At 64.1% G+C, this 19,276-nt stretch carries 14 protein-coding genes and 1 pseudogene; 5 read left to right on the top strand and 10 right to left on the bottom strand.

The annotated features are described in order from the left end of the window. Positions 1-4: 4 nt before the first annotated feature. The gene (locus PCO31110_RS06685) at positions 5-682 is read left to right on the top strand and encodes a DUF1028 domain-containing protein (RefSeq protein WP_010807977.1); all 678 of its coding nucleotides are present in this window, start codon (positions 5-7) and stop codon (positions 680-682) included. Beyond that, entirely contained in the window at positions 675-1,838 is a 1,164-nt protein-coding gene (argE, locus tag PCO31110_RS06680; protein WP_010807976.1) for an acetylornithine deacetylase, read from the top strand. Before PCO31110_RS06685 ends, argE begins: the two co-directional genes overlap by 8 nt. 30 nt (positions 1,839-1,868) lie before the next feature. Here the strand turns inward: argE and PCO31110_RS06675 are convergent, their stop codons facing one another. The 4 genes from PCO31110_RS06675 to PCO31110_RS06660 are packed head-to-tail and all read right to left on the bottom strand — an operon-like array spanning position 1,869 to position 8,453. Further along, the gene (locus PCO31110_RS06675) at positions 1,869-2,519 is read right to left on the bottom strand and encodes a TetR/AcrR family transcriptional regulator (RefSeq protein ID WP_010807975.1); all 651 of its coding nucleotides are present in this window, start codon (positions 2,517-2,519) and stop codon (positions 1,869-1,871) included. Next, positions 2,516-4,069, bottom strand: coding sequence for an efflux transporter outer membrane subunit (locus PCO31110_RS06670; protein WP_150689969.1), 1,554 nt, complete (start codon positions 4,067-4,069; stop codon positions 2,516-2,518). The genes PCO31110_RS06675 and PCO31110_RS06670 overlap by 4 nt, the downstream gene beginning before the upstream one ends. Next, the gene (locus PCO31110_RS06665) at positions 4,066-7,257 is read right to left on the bottom strand and encodes an efflux RND transporter permease subunit (protein ID WP_246189763.1); all 3,192 of its coding nucleotides are present in this window, start codon (positions 7,255-7,257) and stop codon (positions 4,066-4,068) included. The genes PCO31110_RS06670 and PCO31110_RS06665 overlap by 4 nt, the downstream gene beginning before the upstream one ends. After that, positions 7,254-8,453: an efflux RND transporter periplasmic adaptor subunit gene (locus PCO31110_RS06660; protein WP_051126227.1), complete on the bottom strand. Its 1,200-nt coding sequence runs from the start codon at positions 8,451-8,453 to the stop codon at positions 7,254-7,256. Before PCO31110_RS06660 ends, PCO31110_RS06665 begins: the two co-directional genes overlap by 4 nt. A gap of 693 nt (positions 8,454-9,146) precedes the next feature. Between PCO31110_RS06660 and phbB the strand changes: the two genes are divergently transcribed. Together phbB and PCO31110_RS06650 are read left to right on the top strand one after the other, a co-directional pair. After that, on the top strand, positions 9,147-9,890 hold the full coding sequence (gene phbB / locus PCO31110_RS06655) for an acetoacetyl-CoA reductase (RefSeq protein WP_010807971.1): 744 nt from the start codon (positions 9,147-9,149) through the stop codon (positions 9,888-9,890). Positions 9,891-9,929: 39 nt separating this feature from the next. Beyond that, positions 9,930-10,520 carry a phasin family protein gene (locus tag PCO31110_RS06650; RefSeq protein ID WP_010807970.1) on the top strand — a complete coding sequence of 197 codons (591 nt, stop codon included), beginning with the start codon at positions 9,930-9,932 and terminating at the stop codon, positions 10,518-10,520. Here the strand turns inward: PCO31110_RS06650 and PCO31110_RS06645 are convergent. Next, a complete protein-coding gene (locus PCO31110_RS06645; RefSeq protein WP_081636238.1) occupies positions 10,502-12,406 on the bottom strand; it encodes a PHA/PHB synthase family protein in 1,905 nt (634 codons plus the stop codon). The two genes, PCO31110_RS06650 and PCO31110_RS06645, sit on opposite strands and share 19 nt — an antisense overlap. 221 nt (positions 12,407-12,627) lie before the next feature. Continuing rightward, positions 12,628-13,308 carry a phosphatase PAP2 family protein gene (locus PCO31110_RS06640; RefSeq protein ID WP_150689968.1) on the bottom strand — a complete coding sequence of 227 codons (681 nt, stop codon included), beginning with the start codon at positions 13,306-13,308 and terminating at the stop codon, positions 12,628-12,630. 287 nt (positions 13,309-13,595) lie between these two features. Here PCO31110_RS06640 and PCO31110_RS06635 point away from each other — a divergent pair, with 287 nt between their 5' ends. Beyond that, positions 13,596-14,747, top strand: a complete 1,152-nt coding sequence (locus PCO31110_RS06635; protein WP_150689967.1) for an acyltransferase family protein — start codon at positions 13,596-13,598, stop codon at positions 14,745-14,747. A gap of 174 nt (positions 14,748-14,921) precedes the next feature. Here the strand turns inward: PCO31110_RS06635 and PCO31110_RS06630 are convergent. The 4 genes and pseudogenes from PCO31110_RS06630 to PCO31110_RS06615 all read right to left on the bottom strand — a co-directional run. Further along, positions 14,922-15,983, bottom strand: a pseudogene (locus tag PCO31110_RS06630) (ABC transporter ATP-binding protein); the annotation flags it as partial. Positions 15,984-16,061: 78 nt separating this feature from the next. After that, entirely contained in the window at positions 16,062-16,946 is an 885-nt protein-coding gene (locus PCO31110_RS06625) for a carbohydrate ABC transporter permease (protein ID WP_150689965.1), read from the bottom strand. After that, positions 16,936-17,874 carry a carbohydrate ABC transporter permease gene (locus PCO31110_RS06620; RefSeq protein WP_150689964.1) on the bottom strand — a complete coding sequence of 313 codons (939 nt, stop codon included), beginning with the start codon at positions 17,872-17,874 and terminating at the stop codon, positions 16,936-16,938. Before PCO31110_RS06620 ends, PCO31110_RS06625 begins: the two co-directional genes overlap by 11 nt. Positions 17,875-17,992: 118 nt before the next feature. Then, entirely contained in the window at positions 17,993-19,273 is a 1,281-nt protein-coding gene (locus PCO31110_RS06615) for an ABC transporter substrate-binding protein (RefSeq protein ID WP_150689963.1), read from the bottom strand. Between the last annotated feature and the right edge of the window lie 3 nt (positions 19,274-19,276).

Below are 19,276 nucleotides of genomic sequence, written 5' to 3'. Positions count from 1 at the left end.
GCATATGACTTTCTCTATCGTTGGACGGTGCGCGCGCACCGGGCAGCTCGGCATCGCGATCAGTTCGTCGAGCATCGCCGTGGGCGCGCGGTGTCCGTGGCTGCGTGCGAACGTCGGTGCGGTCGCCACGCAAAACGTCACGCTGCCCGCGCTGGGGCCGCAAATTCTCGACTGCCTCGCACAGGGCAATATCGACCCGGCGACGGCGTTGAGCCGCACCCTGGCCGAGAGCGAGTGGAGCGAGTATCGGCAGGTCACGGTGATCGATGCGCAAGGTCGCACCGCGTTTTTCAGCGGCGATCAGGCGTTAGGCACCTATCATGCCGTAGCGGGGGCGCAATGCGTCGCGGCGGGCAACATGCTGACGAGCAGCGAGGTGATCGAAGCGATGGTGCCGGCGTTCGAGAATACGCCCGGCGCGCTGGCCGATCGATTGCTGGCCGCGATGCATGCCGCTATCGCCAGCGGTGGAGAGGCCGGGCCAGTGCACTCGGCAGCGTTGAAGATCGTGGGCGATCTGGTGTGGCCCATCGTCGATCTGCGGGTCGATTGGGCAGACGACGATCCTATCGGCAAGCTCGATGGCCTCTGGCAAGCCTATCGGCCACAAATGCAGGACTACATCACCCGTGCCCTGAATCCCACGGCCGCGCCTAGTTACGGAGTGCCGGGCGATGAATGACCTGTCGAGCCGCGCGCTGCTCGAACGGTTGATCGGATTCGCGACCGTGAGCCGCGATTCCAATCTGGCGCTGATCGAGTTCATTCGCGATTACCTCGCGCAACACGGGGTGCAAAGCGAGCTGTTCTATAACGACGAGCGTACCAAGGCCAATCTGTTCGCCACCATCGGCCCGCGAGATCGCGGCGGGATTGTGCTCTCGGGGCACACCGACGTTGTGCCGGTCGACGGTCAGGCGTGGAGCGTCGACCCATTTCGTCTCGTCGAGAAAGACGGACGGCTTTACGGCCGCGGCACGGCGGACATGAAAGGATTTCTGGCGTCGGTGCTCGCGGCGGTACCGAATTTTGTCGAATGCGAATTGCAGATGCCCGTGCATCTTGCTTTCTCATACGACGAGGAGATCGGGTGTCTCGGTGTGCGGCCCATGCTTGCCGAGATCGCGAAGCGCCCGCACAAACCGGTGCTGTGTCTGATCGGGGAGCCCACGGCGCTCAAGCCAGTGCTGGGCCACAAAGGCAAACTGGCGATGCGCTGCTGTGTGAAGGGCGCGCCGTGCCATTCCGCGTATGCCCCTTATGGCGTCAACGCGATCCAGTACGCCGCGCGGCTCATCAACTGTCTCGAGGACATTGGCGATGAACTTGCCGATCCCGAGTATCACGACACGCGCTTCGATCCGCCTTACTCCACGGTGCAAACGGGCGTTATCAAAGGCGGACGGGCGTTGAATATCGTGCCCGCCGAATGCGAGTTCGATTTCGAAGTGCGCGCATTACCGGGCTTCGATGCGAATCGCGTTGCCGAGGCCTTGCAACGCTACGCCGATGAGGACTTGCTGCCCAAGATGCAGGCGGTGAAGCCGGACACCGGCATCCGTCTCTTTCCGCTCTCGGCTTATCCGGGGCTGGCGACGCCGCCCGATAGCGACGCCGCACGTCTGCTGGCGATGTTGTGCGGATCGGACGAGTTCGGCACGGTCGCCTTCGGCACCGAGGGTGGCCTGTTCAACGAAGTGGGTATCCCGACGGTGGTTTGCGGCCCTGGGAGTATGGATCAGGGGCACAAGCCCGATGAGTTCGTGAGCATCGAACAACTCGAGGGCTGCGATGCGATGCTGCGTCGCCTCGCGCAGTACCTGACGACGGCGCGGTAATACGCCGCGCTGAGTACCCACGCCGGCGCGTCAGGGCTTCGCGTCCGGCGTCGCGAAAAACACCATCTCGACCTGCTTGAGAAGCGCCGGGCCGAACGCCTCACCACCCACTTCCGGGGCGATCAACTGCATCAGTACGGGCGAGCCGGGCGGCGGATGCAGCGCGTGCACGAGCAGACAGAAATACATCTCCGGATGCTCCGCGCGCACAACGCCTGCCTGCATGCCCTGAGTGATCAGCGGTTCCATGCACTCGTACACCGGCATGACCAGATGCCGGTGCAGGACCGCCCCACGCTCGCCGGTCTCGGACGCGTGTTGCGAGATGAACTGCTTGTGCTCCGGGTGATCGATGGCATGCACGGCGACGATCGAAATCGCTTCCTTGAGGCGGTCCGTCACGGGTCGCGACGTGTCGAGCGAGAGCGCACGCAAGCGTTCGCCGGGTTCCACAAGTGCGGCTTCGAGGGTGTCGACGCATGCCCGCCATAACTGCTCTTTCGAGCCGAAATGCACGCGTACGAGGCTGGCGTCGACCTTCGCTGTGCGAGCGATGCCGCGCAGGTTGGCGCCGTCGTAGCCGAACTGTGCGAAGGCGTGGATGGCAGCGCTGAGCAACGCGGCGCGGCCATCGGGCAGGTGTTTGGGGCGTCGGCCCCGGGTTATCGGTGTGGCTGTCATCTTCGGGCTGCATCCTGCGCGGGGCGTACCGCCGGCGCAGCCGCTTCGGACGCCTGCGCCAGTGTCGCCGGCGCCGGCGACGCGGGTTTGGCGGCATCCGCCGCCGGTTCCGGCGGCACCCCCATCGCGTAAAACAAGAGCGCAGTATCCGACAAACGCGCACCGGTTGCACGCACTGTCGTCATATAGGCGTTCCAGTACTGCTGCTCGCGCCCGCGCGCGGCCGAGACGGGCAGGGCGCCCAGACGTACGCGCGCCGCCGTGTCGCGATAGATTTGCTCGGCCGCCGCACTCGAATTGTCGGCATGCAGCAGCGACGTGTTATCCGCTTCGAGCGACGCCAGGGTATCGGCGACATTCCGGAACGCAGTGAGCACCGTCTGCTTGTACTGGTCGACGGCAGCCTCGTACGTGGCCTGCGCCGCACGACGCTGCGCCAGCAATGCGCCGCCATGGAAGATCGGTTGCGTGACCGATGCCGCCACACTCCATATCGACCCGGCGTTGGACATCACCGTGGCCCAGTTGAAGCCGCCTTTGCCGAGAGACGCGCTGAGCGACAGGCTCGGGAACATCTGTGCCGTCGCCACCCCCACTTCGGCCGATGCCGCCTTGAGCGCCATCTCGGCCGCTTGAATATCAGGACGCGATTGCAGCAGCGTCGATGGCACGACGACCGGCACCCGATCCGGCACCTTCAATTCCCCCAACGGCAGATCCTCGGGCGCCTGGTCTGGGGTGCGGCCGAGCAACACGGCCAACGCGTGACGGGTGGATTGATGCTGGGCGCGCAGACCCGGCAGCGATGCGGCGAGCGATTCGGCGTTCTGCGCGGAGGCCAGCGCGTCGGCACGCGAGACGGCGCCGAGCGTTTCACGTCGCGCCATATCGGTGGCATCGGCCTGTGCGAGTTCGACGAGCCGCCCGGTCGCCTTGACCTGCGCCCCGAGCACCGAAGCCCCAATGGCGCCGGAGACGATGTTCGCAGCGAGCGCCTGCCGTGCCGATTCGAGCTGGAACGCCTGTTGATCGACCTGAGCGGCCAGCGACGCATTGGCAAAGCGCGACGCGCCAAAGAAGTCGAACGTGTAGCGGGCCTGCACTTGCCCCACGAACATGTTGTACAGCGCGGTGGGCGGTCGGATATTCGGGATGCCTAGGTTGCGCTCACGTGCGGCTTCGCCGCCGATATCGACCGACGGGAAGAGCGACGAGCCGATCTGTGCCTTCAACTGCTCGCGGGCAGCCTGCAACGCGTGGTCGGCTGCCGATAGACTGGGGCTGTTGCGCAGCCCTTCATCGACCAACGCATCGAGTTTGTCCGAGCGGTAGGCGTGCCACCACGCGCGCACGGGCTGGGCACTGGCGTCGAACTGCTGCGATGCGCCTTGTGCCGTGACCGTGCGCGCCGGCACGGCGCTTGCCCCATAGTGGGCGGGCGAGGGCATGGCCGGCGGTTTGTCGCCGGGGGTGAACGCGCAGGCGCCGAGCCAGAGCGGCAGGATCGGCGCGAGCGGCGCGCACCAGCGCAGGGCGCGGCGCGGGGTCATGAGCGGTCTCCTTGCAAGCTGCCGGAGGGCGCGTTGGCGGCATGCGGCTCACGTTCGTCGTGGCGCACGCGGAACGCCGCAGCGTACAACGCCGGCAGGAAAAACACGGTCAGGATGGTGGCGCTGGTGATGCCTCCCATCAGCGCGGTGGCCATCGGGCCGAAGAAGTTGCTGCGCAGCAGGGGAATCAGGGCCAGCACGGCCGCCGCAGCGGTGAGCGTGATCGGCCGGAAGCGTCGCACCGTGGCGCTCACGATCGCGTCGAAGCGCGGGTGTCCGGCGGCGATGTCCTGCTCGATCTGATCGACCAGAATCACCGAGTTACGCATGATGATCCCGAACATGGCGATCACGCCGAGCATTGCCACGAAGCCGAAGGGCTTGCCGAACAATAGCAGCGTCGCCACCACGCCGATCATGCCGAGCGGCGCGGTGAGCACGACGAGCATGGTGCGCGCGAAGCTCTGGAGCTGGATCATCAGCAGCGTGAGCACCACAATGATCATGATCGGCATTTGCGCCATGATCGATGATTGTCCCTTGCCGGACTCTTCGACCGATCCGCCGATCTCGATGCGATACCCCACCGGCAGCGCGCGGCGAATGTCACCGAGTTGCTTGTAGACGGCCTCGGTCACGTCGATCCCTTGCTTGCCGGGACGCACGTCCGAGCGCACGGTGAGGGTCGGTTGACGGTCGCGCTCCCAGATCACGCCATATTCCAGATCGTTGACCACGGACCCAAGTGTGGCCAGCGGTACCGGGCCGTTCGGCGTGGGCATAGCAAGCGTGGCGAGCTTCGCGGGGTCGACGCGTTCGGCTTTCGGCGCGCGCAACGTGATCGAGATCAGCTTGTCGCGCTCACGATATTGGCTGATGTCGTAGCCCGTGAGCGTCATGGCGATAAAGTTCGAGATGTCCGTCGAACTCACGCCCAGCGCGCGGGCCTTCTGCTGATCGACCTCGAAGCGTACGGAGCGCTGCGACGGCTCGTCCCAGTCGAATTGCACGTCCACGGTGTCGCCGTTCGCCCGCATGACGTCCGCGACTTGCTCGGAAATCTTGCGCACCGTGCCGATGTCGTCGCCGCTCACGCGGAACTGCACCGGAAAGCCGACCGGCGGCCCATTTTCCAGTCGCGACAGACGCGTGCGTACGCCGGGCATGGCGTCGCGCAACGTCGGCTCGAGCCACTGCGCGAGCGCCTCGCGTTCTTCCACGGACTTGGCGGTGATGACCAGTTGCGCGAAGTTCGGTGTGGGCAATTGCTGGTCGAGCGGCAGGTAAAAGCGGGGGGCGCCTGTGCCGACGAAACTCACCGTGTGGTCGATCTCCTTGCGGCCCTGAAGCAGTTTTTCCAGACGCTCCGTCTCACGAAGCGTCGCCTGATACGAGGCGCCTTCCTGCAAGCGAAGATCCACCATCAGTTCCGGCCGGTCGGAGCTTGGGAAGAACTGTTGGGGCACGAGCGAGAAGCCGGCCATGGAAATCAGGAACAGCACCACGGTAATGACGAGGACGACGATCTTGCGCTCGATACACCATGTCAGCCAGCCGCGCAGGCGGTTGTAGAACTTCGTGTCGTAGACCTCGTGTTCGTGGTCGTCGCCATGATGCGCCTCACGCGGGCGCTCGGGCAACAGCTTGTAGCCGAGCAACGGAATGAGCACGACGGCGGCCAGCCACGACGCGAGCAGGGCAATGGCCGACACTTCGAAGATCGAGCGCGTGTATTCGCCCGTGCTCGACTTCGCGAGGGCGATGGGCAGGAAGCCCGAGACGGTCACCAGGGTGCCCGTGAGCATCGGGAACGCCGTGCTGGTGTAGGCAAAGGCGGCAGCGCGTTTGCGATTCCAGCCCTGCGCCAGCTTTACCGCCATCATTTCGACGGCGATGATCGCATCGTCCACCAGCAAGCCGAGCGCCAGGATCAGCGTGCCGAGCGACACCTTGTGCAAACCGATGTCGAAGATGAACATGAACAGCGAGGTGACGGCGAGTACGACCGGAATCGAAATCGCCACGACCATGCCGGTGCGAAATCCCAGCGAGACGAGACTCACGACCAGCACAATGGCCACCGCTTCGGCCACGGCTTCCAGGAAGTCGTCGACCGAATGCGAGACGGACTGCGACATGCTCGCGACTTCGGTTAGCGTGAGACCGGCGGGCAACTGGGCACGCAGATCGCCCATCGTGCCGGCCAGTGCCTTCCCGAGGTGAACGACGTCATGCCCCTTCTGCATGGTGATGCCGATGCCGAGGACGGGCTTGCCGCCGAAACGCATCTCAGACACGGGCGGGTCGACATAGCCACGTTTGATCGTGGCAATGTCGCCCAGGCGGAAGGTGCGGTTGTTCACGCGAATGAGCGTGTCGGCGAGTTCGTCGACATTGCGGAACTGGCCGCCAGGTCGCACGACTAGACGGTCGTTGGGCGTGTCGATGGTGCCCGCCGGGGAGACCGCGTTCTGGCTGTCCACCGCCTGTGCGATCTGGCTTGGCGAAATGCCGAGACGTGTCAACTGCGTGTTGTTGATCTCGACGTAGATGCGCTGGTCCTGATCGCCGAAGTAGTCGACCTTCGCCACGCCCGGCACCCGCAGAAGCACGGTGCGCAGGGCGTCGGCGTAGTCGCGCAACTGGGCGGGGCCGAAGCCGTCGCCTTGCAGCGTGAAGATGTGCGTGTAGACGTCGCCGAACTCGTCGTTGAAAAACGGTCCTTGTACACCTTGCGGCAACGTGTACGCGATATCGCCGACTTTCTTGCGTACCTGGTACCACTCCTCGGGCACTTCGCTCGCCGGTGCCGAATCCTTCATCGCGAAGAACAGCAGCGACTCACCAGGGCGCGAATAGCTGCGCTGGAAGTCGATAGCCGGCATCTCCTGGAGCTTGCGCGCGATCCGGTCGGTTACCTGTTCCTGCACTTGTTTGGCGCTCGCCCCCGGCCAGAACGTGCGGATCACCATCACGCGGAACGTGAAAGGCGGGTCTTCCGATTGGGCGAGACGCGAGTAGGCGAGAATGCCGAAAATCGTCGCCATCGCGATCAGGAAGACCACGAGCGAGCGATGGCGCAGCGCCCAGGCCGAGAGGTTGAAGCTGCCCTCTTCGTGGCGGAAGTTCTGCGGTTCGGCGTCGGGGGAATTCTGGGGCACGGGCGGCTTCCCGTCCTGCGTGCTCATGACGCGAAGTCCTCAGCGTGCAGTGGCGGGATCACGCGGACCTTTTCACCGGCCGTGACCGTGTGAACGCCTTGCCAGACAATGCGCTCACCGGGCTGAATGCCGCCTGCGACGGTCACGGTGCGCTCGCCGTAACGCGCGACCTTCACGCGGCGCAAGACCAGCGTGTCGTCTTGCTTGACGACCCACACGGCGGGTTGATTGCCATCGTGGAAGAGTGCGGTCGACGGCAGCGTGATGGGCTGAGCGTCGGCGACGGTCGTCGAGGCCGCCGCACCGGACGCCGCAGCAGGGGCGCCGGTGGTGGCCGTCGCTGGCGAGGCCAAAGGTTGCGCGAAGGCGACGTTGGCCGTCATGCCGAGTTTGACATCGGGGCCGGGGGAAAGCAGCGAGAGCTTGGCGCGATAGGTGCGGCTCATCGGATCGGCCGCAGGGGAGACTTCACGCACGCGTGCCTGCCACGTCTTGCCCGGCACGGCGGACAGCGAGACGGTTGCCGTCTGGCCGACGCGCAACGCGCTAAGCGCGACTTCGGGCACATCGGTAATCACGTCGACGTCGCCCGTCCACGCCAGTTGATACACCGCTTGACCGGCGCTCACGTTTTGTCCGGTATCGGCCTGCTCGGCGGTGATGACACCATCGCGATCGGCCTTGAGATTGCCGTAACTCAACTGATCGCCCGCCAATGCCGCTTGCTGACTCGCCTGATTGCGCTGTGCCAGCGCACTCGCGTAAGCGTTCTCGGATTGCTCGAGCTGCGCCGGCGCGATCAGGTTTTCCTTTGCCTGCGCGCGGTCACGCGTGACGGTTTGCGTCGCGTAGTCGAGTTGATGCTGTGCGGCGTCGAGTTGTGCGCGGGCGCTCGCGGCGTTCTTCGAGAGATCCGCCGGATCGAGGCGTGCAACGATCTGACCGGCCTTGACGGCATCGCCGAGTCGCACCGACCGGTCGACGATTTTGCCCGCGACGCGGAACGACAGCGGCGTGGAATAGCGTGCCTCGATCTGCGCGGGCAGCGACGCAATGGGTGTCTGCGCCGTGAGCTTGGCGGCGACGGCCACGACCGGGCGCGGCGGGGCTTCCGGCGGGGCTTTGCGCGAGCACGCAGCCAGGGAGGCAGCGGCGATGACGGTAGTCGCGATGGCCAGCGCGAGCCGGCGGCGGCGTAGTGCAGTGTCGGGCAGAAGGGGCATCATGCGCTCGTGGCTCTCAAAGTGAGGCATCCGGGAGACAGGACAATGAGTTCGCGACACGTTCGCCGGGCAAGCGGAGACAAACGAGCCATCACTGAGCAATGGCACGGGGCTGTACGACCGGCAAAACGGCGCGATCCGGAAAAAATCTACGGGCGATGATATATGGATTGCCGACACCCTGCAACGGGGCATGGCGGGGTTTTTCGATGCCCCTGTGACTATCGATAGGGGCGCGTCATTAGATTGTTTTTGGCGATCGGAGAAAGGCCAACCGTCGAATTATTTTGGAGTACGATCCCAATGGAACGTACACTCGTGGCCTCTCGGCATTGCAGGCAATCGGCAATGTGACGAAGGTGAGGCACCGGGGGTTCGGGGAGTGTTGTTGTCCGGGACAAATCGTTATCTCCGAGGAACGTTGTCGCGCGCATTGAGTCGCACTTGGGCCAGTTGCAACGACTGGCGACATCGCAGCGAAGACCCCCGGCATTGCATGACGCAAGCGGCATCGTAAGCTGGCGCCGCCGGCGCGCATTTCGTGCAGACGGTATGGTATTGGCGCGAGAGCTTGACCGAAGTCAAGTGATGGGCATGCCAAAGGGGGCTCACGCAGCAGCAAGTCGCAGGTTCGCGGCTATGCTGGATGTATCCGAAGTTTAACGATTGACGTTAACCGGAGACGGATAAGCCATGACAACACGGATAGCATTGGTTACAGGAGGTATGGGCGGTTTGGGCGAGGCAATCAGCGTGCGCCTTGCGGATGCCGGGTACCGCGTCGCGGTCACCTGTTCGCCCAGGAATCACGACTGCGAGGGCTGGGTCGAGCGCATGCGTGCCACCGGCCGCGATTTTGCCGCATATCGCGTCGACGTTGCCGACTTCGCGTCTTGCGAGGCTTGTGCAAAAGCCATCGAATCCGACACTGGGCCGGTGGATATTCTCATCAACAATGCGGGAATCACGCGCGACGCCACGATGCGCAAAATGACTTCCGAGGATTGGCAAGCGGTATTGCGCACCGATCTGGACAGCGTGTTCAACATGACCCGGCCGATCTTTGGCGGCATGGTCGCGCGCGGCTGGGGTCGCATCATCAACATTTCATCGGTCAATGGCAGCCGTGGCGCCTTCGGTCAGGCGAACTATGCCGCTGCGAAAGCGGGCATACACGGCTTCACCAAGGCGTTGGCGCTGGAAGTTGCCAAGTCGGGCGTCACCGTCAACACGATTTCGCCGGGATACCTCGCAACGAAGATGGTCACTGTGGTGCCCCAGGACGTGCTCGAATCGCGCATTCTTCCGCAGATTCCGATCGGTCGGTTAGGGCGCCCGGAAGAAGTGGCCGCATTTATCGCTTTTCTTGTGTCGGACGACGCCGGTTTCATCACCGGCAGCAATCTTGCCATCAACGGTGGCATGCATATGGAGTGACGCGCAGCTGCAGCTAACCTCTTACTTAGGAGAGTCACGATGTTAAAGGAAACGAATCCGGCACTGACGTTGGTCAAACTCGGTACCGCGAGCGCGCTGGGCGCATATGGGATTTTTCTGGAAGCGGCGCAACGTATGCATCAGTTGCAGGCGGAGCGCGACACCGAATTGCTCAAGGCGCATTCGGAAGCGGCCAAGTCGCTTGGTGGCGCGAAAGACTTCAATGCGCTACTCACCGCGCATCTGCAATTGCTTAACGGTCAGATCGCGCAACAGAACGAGTTCTGGCGCGAGTGGCTCGCCGTGTGTGCGAACAATCAACTGCTGTGGGCCGAGCATTGCCGCAAGACCGGCGAAGAACTCCAGCACGGCATGGCTGGCGCAATGACGTTGCCCGACCTGATCGGTGCGGGTACGTCCGCAGGTGAAGCCGCGAAGGCGGCCGAAGCGCCGATGCAGAAGTGGTTCCAGGCGTTCAACGACGCCACGCAAGGGACGATGGATGCCTGGCGTCGCATGTCCACGGAAGCCGCGCAGGCGACCGAGGCGGCGGCGTCACAGCAGTCACCGCTCAACGGTCGTGCGCCGGCCAAGCGCGGCGGCGCCCACGCTCATCGCTCGAGCACGTAAGTACCGGGCGCATCGCCTAGCGCTTGCGCGGGTGGCCAGGGGGCGGCAACGGATTTGCCGCTGCCCTGTGCCAGAAGCCAGGCGTGCCATGCAGGCCACCACGAGCTTTGCATGGCGGGCGTCGCCGCAAACCAATCCTCCGGGGCTCGATAGGCTGCACCTGCGGCCCGCGTCGCCACCCGATGATGACTGTGCGGATGTCCCGGCTCGCAAACCACGCCGACGTTATGCCCGCCCGAGACGAGGGCGAAGGTGAGGTCGCCGTGGTTCAGCAGATGCATCTTGTAGACGGAGCGCCATGGCGAGATGTGGTCGCGCTCGGTCGCCACGACGAACATCGGCGCACGAATATCCGATAGCGCCACCGGCTGCCCGCGGATCTTCAGCGTTCCCGTTGCCAGTGCATTGTTCAAATACAACTCGCGCAGACACTGGCTATGCAGCCTTGCGGGAATACGCGTGGTATCGGCGTTCCACACCGTAAAGTCGGTCGTCTGCGCGGGCTTTCCAAGCAGATAGTCGCTCATGAGCCGCGACCAGATCAGGTCGCGCGAATTGAGCAACTGGAACGTGCCTGCGAGTTGCTCGCCGCCGATATATCCCTGCCGCCACATCATCGCTTCGAGATACGCGACCTGACTCGCGTCGATGAATAGTCCCAGTTCGCCCGGTTCGCTGAAGTCGGTCTGCGCGGCGAGCAATGTGATGCTGGCCAGCGGGTTGTGTCCTTCTCCCTTTCCCTTGTCCCGCGCCAACGTTGCTGCCGCGATGGCGAGCAGCGTGCCGCCAAGGCAATAGCCGCAGGCGTGTACCGGTGCGTTATCCGTCAGGCGGCGCACCTCTCGCAACGCCGCGAGTAGCCCGTCATCGAGATAGTCCTCCAGCCCCCGGTTACGGGCTTCCGGTCCAGGGTTATGCCACGAGACCATGAAGACGCTATGACCCTGCGCCACCAGATAGCGCACAAGGGAGTGCTGGGCTTGCAGATCGAGGATGTAGTACTTCAATAGCCATGACGGCACGATCAGCACGGGTTCGCGCGATGTTTGCGGCTGCGCCGGCGCGTATTGCAGCAATTCGAAATACTCGTTGCGATAGACAACTTTGCCGGGTGTCGCGGCGATCTCGTGGCCGACGCGGAACGCCTGGCATGCCTGCGGTCCCGCCCCCGGTGCGTGGCCTGCCGCTATGTCTTGCAGATCGGACCACCAACGCTGCGCTCCTTTGACGAGGTTCTGGCCGTGTGTCTCACGCACGGCAGAGAGCACTTCAGGATTCAGGTACCAGAGGTTGCTCGGCGAGAAGACGTCGAGCCACTGTCTTGCCATGAAGCGCACTACATCCCGGTGATGCGGATCGACGCCGGGAATCTCTCCGGTCATCTCGTCGACGAAATGCTGGGTGCGCAGGAAACGCTCCCGCCACCACGAGAACGGCAGGTTGTCCCACAGCGGATCGCGAAAACGCCGGTCCGTGTCGGGTGGCCCGCCGGCGCTCGCCGCTTGACTCGCAGCCGGTTTGTCGATGGCGGCAAAGGCCTTGAAGACGTTGAGTCGATGGCCGGGGGCGGTCGCAGCGTGCATGGCCCAATCGGCCCACGCGAGGGCCACGGCGGCGGGTGACACGTTGCCCGTGAAGCGAGCGGTCGCGGCCATCGCCGCCCGGTCCAGATGATCGGTGAACGATGTCAGAGGGGGCGCAGATACCGCTTCCGGCGGGGCCGGGGGTTCTAGCTTTGCGGGACTTGCCGCGGCGACGGACGTCGGGCCGTGCGGTTTGGCACGACGTGTCGGCGGGCGGGTTGTCTTTGGCGCACCCCGTGCGCGCGAAGCGGTCGGCGATTGGGCGGACTTCGACGGGGACGTCTTGGCACTGGGAGCAGGCATGGCGGACTCCGTTCGGGCTTGCCGCCGGCATGAGAGCGCGTGCCATGTGCGGCCGTAGCAGGAAGAGAAAGCGCGGCAAGGGGCGGCAGTCCGCGCCTTGCCGTGACATCAATGCGATTTCGGGCGTTCCGGAGAATATAACGCACGCCACCCAAGAGTATCGTGATCTGCGACAAGTTGCGTGCGTGCGTGCGGGCGTCGTCCTCGCCAGCGAAGACGGGTTACCGCGAGGGCGTGGGGATTCCCTTAGCAGGCGGGAGCGTGGGGACGGTGGGCGGCGGGGAGGGCTTGCGGGCGAGCCAACTGATCCGGCGGAACGGCTGTTCATGGCCGGACAGCGTCAGCGCGATGTGGGTAATCCAGCGCTGCGTTGGCACCTGCTCGCCATGCAGCCACATCACGAGTACGAACAGACTTGCCGCCATGGGCAGGGTCTTGAGTTCGGGCGCTTCCTCGCGGCGTGTGAACCATGCAAAGGCCGCGCAGACGGCGAAGCCGACGGCACAGCCCGCCGCCGACTCGGAAATCGAGTGCGCCGAGAGCGCCACCCGCGACACGCCGACAGCCACGCTGCCCGCCATTGCGGCAGCCATGCCAAGCACCCGCCACGGCCACGCGAAGCGGCGCAAAAGCAGCCAGGCGATAACCGGGTAGACCGTCGCGGCGAGCATCGTATGGCCGCTGACCCCGGTGAAATCGAGTTCGCGTACGCCGAGTCCCCAGCCGAGGAACATGACCTTGGAGACCGCGACGACGAGCGCTCCCGCCCCAAACAGCGCCACCCATGTGAAGGCTATGCGCCAGGCACGGGCTGAGAGCAACCAGAGGGTCAGGGCGGCAGCGGCGGGCACCGTCACAGCGGCACTGCCGAAATTGGTAATGGTGATCCAGGAGCTAAGCATGACTTCCGAAAGACGGCCCGACGGCAGAGGGCCTCGGGCGAAAGCGCTATCTTACGCGCGCCACCGCAATTGGGAGAAAGCGTGACCCCGGACGGCGCGGACCGATAGGGTCAGACACATTTTCCGGCGAATCGTTCGGCGCGGTCCGGCGGTTCGGATGAGACCCGTCACGCGGGGCATTGCGACCTGAGGTCAGCCCCCGTTGGATTCGACGGGTGATCCCGGCGGCGGGGGCATAGTAGGATGGCCGCGGATGTGGCCCCCGACATATCGGCTAAGGAGATTTCATGGTTTTTCACCCGGCGCACGAGACGCCGCCCCGCACGCGCAACGACGGTATCGATCTGTTGCGCGGCTTGTCCATTCTTTTCGTGGTCGTGCATCACCTCGCGCTCAGGTTCCGTTTGCCGCTCGGCCCGAGTCTGTTGGGCGATGTACTGCCCAAACGCGTAATCGACGGCCTGAGCTTCAACGGCTATGAGGCCGTGTTCGTGTTCTTTGTGATCTCCGGCTTCGTCATTACGCGCCGTTCGCTGGAACGCTACGGCTCGCTCGACGCATTGCGCTGGCGTCACTTCTACGCCTTGCGTGCCGCGCGCATCTTTCCGCTCCTGCTGTTGCTGCTGGCCGTGCTTGCCGTCATGCACTGGATGGCTGTACCGGGCTTCGTCATCAACAAGCCCGGGCAATCGCTCGCCGGTGCGCTGGGCGCCGCGCTGACCATGACGCTGAACTGGTACGAGGGCCGCACGAACTGGCTGCCCGGTGCGTGGGACGTCCTCTGGTCGCTGTCCATCGAAGAGTGCTTCTATCTGGCCTTTCCGCTGCTCTGTCTGGTGCTGCGAGGCCCCTGGCGCGTGCTTGCGCTTGTCGCGTTGGCCATGTCGCTACCGTGGACGCGTGCCGCACTTCAGGGCAACGAAATCTGGCAAGAGAAGGCGTACCTGCCCGGCATGGCGGCCATTGCATGGGGTGTGCTCACGGCATTGGCTATGCAACGGGTGACGCTTCCGCGCGGCGCGGCAAAGTTTGCCGGCGCCGCAGGCGTGGCGGGTTTGATCGCCGTGGTCTTTTTCGGCGACGTGCTGGGAGGGCTGCTGCACGATTTCATCATGTTGCTGCTTTGCGTGAGCGCCGCGCTCTGGCTCGCTGCCGCACATGGGTCGACACGTGCCGTGCCGCGCGGGTTAGGGTGGCTCACGCAAATGGGCCGATGGAGCTACGAGATCTATCTGAGCCACATGTTTGTCGTGCTGGCCGTGACACCGGCCTATCTCGCGATGGCCGGCGGCGACATGCGCTGGACATTCCTCGTCTACCTGCCGGTGCTGGTGGTATGCACGATTCTCGGCGGGGTGCTGCATCGCTATGTCAGCGGCCCGGCAGCGCGCCGTCTGTCGCGCCATCAGGCGCTACCGACGGCGGCTAGTGTCGTGTGATTTTGCGATGGCCCGGATCGCTGCATCATGAAGTTCCGAATTTGGGATGGTGCCTTTCGGGTTTCCCTGCGGGCCCTGAACTCAGCGCTGGAGCGCACTGACGTGCTGATTTGGGGCGACTGTGACCTTAACGATTTTGGATGAATCCTCCTCGAATTGCGCAATGTCAGGCAATCGTTTCCCCGACTGCGTATCGAACGTGTGCATCGCCGCAGCCGGGAACTCCAGGGGCAGGGCAGTGCCGTCCTTGACGACGCGCTCCCGTGGCAGGACTACCGCGACATTCGATTCGCCGACCCAGCAATACGCGACATGGCTACCGCCGAGCTCCTCAACGAGCTCGATGCGGCCGGCCAACGTATGACTGCGCCCATCCGCCACGCGGATATCCTCGGGGCGAATCCCCAACGTGAATCGCTCACCGACCGCCAGTGCAAGTCCCGGAAAGGCAATCCTGCATGAGGGCGCCGCGTCGAGCACGACTTCTCCCGGGGCGCTCACGTGAGCCTCCAGCAGGTTCATCGGCGGTGAGCCTAGGAACGTTGCAACGAACGTCGACGCTGGCTGCCGGTAGACTTCGGTCGGCGTGCCGATCTGCTCCAGCCTGCCACCGTTCATCACTACCAGCTTGTCGGCCAGCGTCATCGCCTCGACCTGATCGTGCGTGACGAAGACGCTCGTCGCTTTGAGCCGCTTATGCAGGCGCCGGATCTCGATTCGCATCTGGATGCGAAGCTTCGCGTCTAGGTTGGACAGCGGTTCGTCGAATAAAAAGACCGCTGGTTCACGCACGATCGCACGCCCCATCGCTACCCGCTGACGCTGTCCGCCCGAGAGTTGGGCGGGCCGCCGGTCCAGCAGCGTATCCAGTCCCAGCGTTGCGGCTACCGCCTGCGCGCGGCGCACCCGCTCGGCTTTCCCCACGCCGGCGATCTTCAGAGGATAGGCGATGTTGTCCTGCACGGTCATGTGGGGATACAGGGCGTAGTTCTGGAACACCATCGCACAGCCGCGATCGGCCGGCTCGACGTCGTTGACCCGGCGCGCGTCGATCGACAGGTCGCCCTCGGAGATGTCCTCCAGGCCCGCGATCATGCGGATCAACGTCGATTTGCCACAACCGGACGGTCCGACCAGCACGACGAACTCGCCATCGGCAATGTCCAGATCGATGCCGTGGAGCACCTGTTTGTGGTCGTAGACCTTCTTGAGACCGCGCAGTGCAAGCGTTGTCATCGAATCACCTGTTCAATTCGTGGTTGCGGCAGCCGCCGCAAAAAAATGGGAGTGCGCAAGCGGGCAATGGGCGCGTTGTCATCGAATGCCGGACTTCATGAACGACTGCACGACCTGGCGTTGCAGTACGAGATAGATGGCGAGCACCGGCAGGCTGGCCATCGTCGAGGCCGCCATCAGTGGGCCCCACAGTGTGCCTTCCGACGTCATGAACATCTGGATGCCGATCTGGATCACGCTGTTCTCGGCGGTACGCGAGAGCAACAGGGGCCAGAAGTACTCATTCCATGTGGAGATGAAGACGAGGATCGCCAGCGACGCCAATGTGCCCCGCAGGCTTGGCGTGACAATCTCCCACAGTACACGCCAACTGCCGGCGCCATCTATGCGCGCAGCCTCCAGCACTTCACGCGGGAACGCGCGCATCGCCTGGGCCAACATCATGATGGCGAACGCCGACGCAAAGTGCGGCAGGATCAGCGCGCTCAGGCTGTCGAGCAGCCCCAGCTTGGCGACAAGCAGGTAGTTGGGGATCATCACCACCTGAAACGGCACCAACCACGTCAGCGCAAACAGCCCGAACACGAACTTGTTGCCGCGGAACTGCCAGCGCACGAACCCATAAGCCGCCAGCAAGCCCGTGAAGCACTGGATGACAGTGACCGCGACGGAAACGATCAGCGTGTTCAGCAACATCTGCACGATCGGGATGGCATCGAGCGCGACGCGGTAGCTTTCCAGAGATGCGTGGGAAGGCCAAAGCGTCGTCTCGAAAATCTCGTTGGCGGGGCGCAGCGAACTGGCGAGCATCCAGTACAAGGGGAACACGCACATCACCGACAGCAGAATCATGATCGCGTGCCCCCCAGCACGATGCGCTACACGGGTGAGGGGGAGGCGGCGCACCGACGCAGCGACGGTGGTCGAGCTTCCGGATTGACGTGCGGTGAGATCAATTGTCATGGAATGAGTACCGGTCGATCAGACGAAGCAACACGAAGGCGATCGCGCCGAACATGGCGAACAGGAGCACGGCCGATGCCGACGCCCAACCCACCGACAGGCTCGAGAAGCCGAAATCCCACAGCAGGTAGTAAAGGTTGGTCGTCGCGCCCAGCGGCCCGCCCTGGGTGAGCACGTTGATATAGGCAAAACTCCACTGTGCACCGAGCAGGATCGTCATCATCGTGAGGAACAGCACGTTCGACGACAGCAGCGGCAGGCGGATGTCGCGCACGATGGCCCAGTGCGTGGCGCCGTCCATGCGTGCGGCCTCGATCAGCGACGGGTTGATGTTGGCGTTCGCCGCAGAGAAGATCAGCGTCGAGAAGCCCATCAGCTTCCAGCCGGTGATGCCAATGATGGTCCACAGCGCGTAACGCGGATCGTTGAGGAAATCGATCGGTGAGAAGCCGAGCGCCTGCAACCCCAGATTGACGATGCCGTGGCCGGGGTCGAGCAGCCAGCGCCAGACTGTGGCGGCCACGACCGGCGCAATGATCATCGGTACGAAGATCAACGCACGGTAGAGATTGCGTGCGCGCCTGGGCAGGTCTTCGGTATATATCGCAATGGCCAGCGGCAACGCCACGGCGACAGGCAGCAGACCGACGATCGACAGCCCGGTGTTGGCGGCTGCCTGCCAGAGTTGGTCGAGCCCGAGGATGTTGCGGTAGTTCTCCCAGCCGACAAGGGTTTTCTCGGACGTGGGCAGCATGTTCCAATCGAAAAAGCTCAGCCAGACCGCACGACAGAGCGGCTCGTAGACCCAGGTCAGGAACGTGACCGTCGCCGGCAGGATATAGAGCCACGGCGCAATGCGGTGAACGCGCCACGTCCGCAGGCGCGGCGGCGCGCCGGCAACTGCGTGGCTGAGGGGCAAGTCTGTCATGGAGTTCTCGAAGTCGTGCGCTGCGCCGGCCCGCTGACCTTGCGTCCCGCATCAACTTCCCAAGGGAGTGGCAGGGCAACGGTCCGGCGCATGGATTCACGTGTTTCCAGTACGGCGATCAGCGCGGGATGAGTCGCTGGGCCTTGTCTTGCGCGGCTGCGAGCGTTGCACTGACGTTGGCGCCACCTCGCACGGCTTGTTCCATCGCGTCCATCATGATCTTGGTGATCTGGCGATAGTTCGGGCCGGGCATCGGCACCCACGGCTCCAGCACGCTCAACTGCTTCAGGTTCGGGCGAATCATCGGATGTGTCTTCGACCACGCGCCGAGGTATTTCGGGTCGTCGACGATGTCCGGTCGCAGAGGGAGGTACCCGATTTCCGACGTGATGACGGCGTAGGCCCGTTTGGACGTCAGGAACTTCATCAGTTCCCACGCTGCGCGCTGACGCGCCGGATCCTGCGACAGGATGACCAGCGCGCTACCCGAGTTGTTCGGTCGCGCTGGCTTGTCGCCAAAACTCGGCATGGCCGTGCCGCGCAGGTCGAACTTGCCCTTGGCGGCGCCCAGCATGTAGTTCTGCAGCGCGCTCGTCTCCAGGTACATGCCGAGATTGCCGGCGGCCATCGATTCCATGGCGGCCATGGTATCCATCTTCTCGAAGGCCCCGGCGTCGTTCATGTCGCGCAGCATCGTGATGGCGCCGACGGAATCGGGCGACGAGAACGTCAGCGTCTTGCGGTCCGGCGAAATCACTGCGCCGCCGTTGGAGCGCAGCACGCCCTGCATCATCCAGTCCGACGCGCTGTTACCGAACAGTCCTGCGGCAAATCCGGCGTGGCCCTGGCGCTTGATTGCCAGGGCGGCAGACTTCACTTCCCCCCACGTTTGCGGCGGATGGTCGGGATCGAGCCCTGCGGCCTTGAACAGGTCTGCGTTATAGAAGAGCACTGGCGTGGACAACGTATACGCCATGCCGTAGGTCTTGCCGTCGAGCATGCCGAGCTTGACGGTGCGCGGTGCCATGCCGGCCTCATGGGCGGTGAGGGCGTCTGCGCCGGCAACCGTTTCCAATGGCTTCGCGCCGAAGTTGCGGGCGACGAAATCCAGATCGCTGAAAACCACCTGTGCCAGGTCGACCGGGCGCTGTGCCGCCGTGTCGGCTTGAATGCGGGCGGTGATCGTTGTGACGTTCACGCCAACGGCATTGACCTTGATGTCCGGATGGCCGGCCATGAACTCCTGGATCAGCTTGCGGGTAGCGTCGGCCCCGGCGCCTGTGCTGGCCAGGTTGTAATTGTAGAAGGTGATGGTGACCGGGGCGGCGGCAGCCGGCCCCGGCGCGAGCGCGAAGGTTGCTGCCGCGCTCAGGCCGGCGATCAGGGGAAATTTGCGCATGAT

It is taken from the genome of Pandoraea communis, assembly GCF_902459745.1.
Classification (GTDB): Bacteria; Pseudomonadota; Gammaproteobacteria; order Burkholderiales; family Burkholderiaceae; genus Pandoraea; species Pandoraea communis.
Note: the sequence above shows the minus strand (reverse complement) of the source record. Positions and strands in the feature narration are given on the sequence as shown.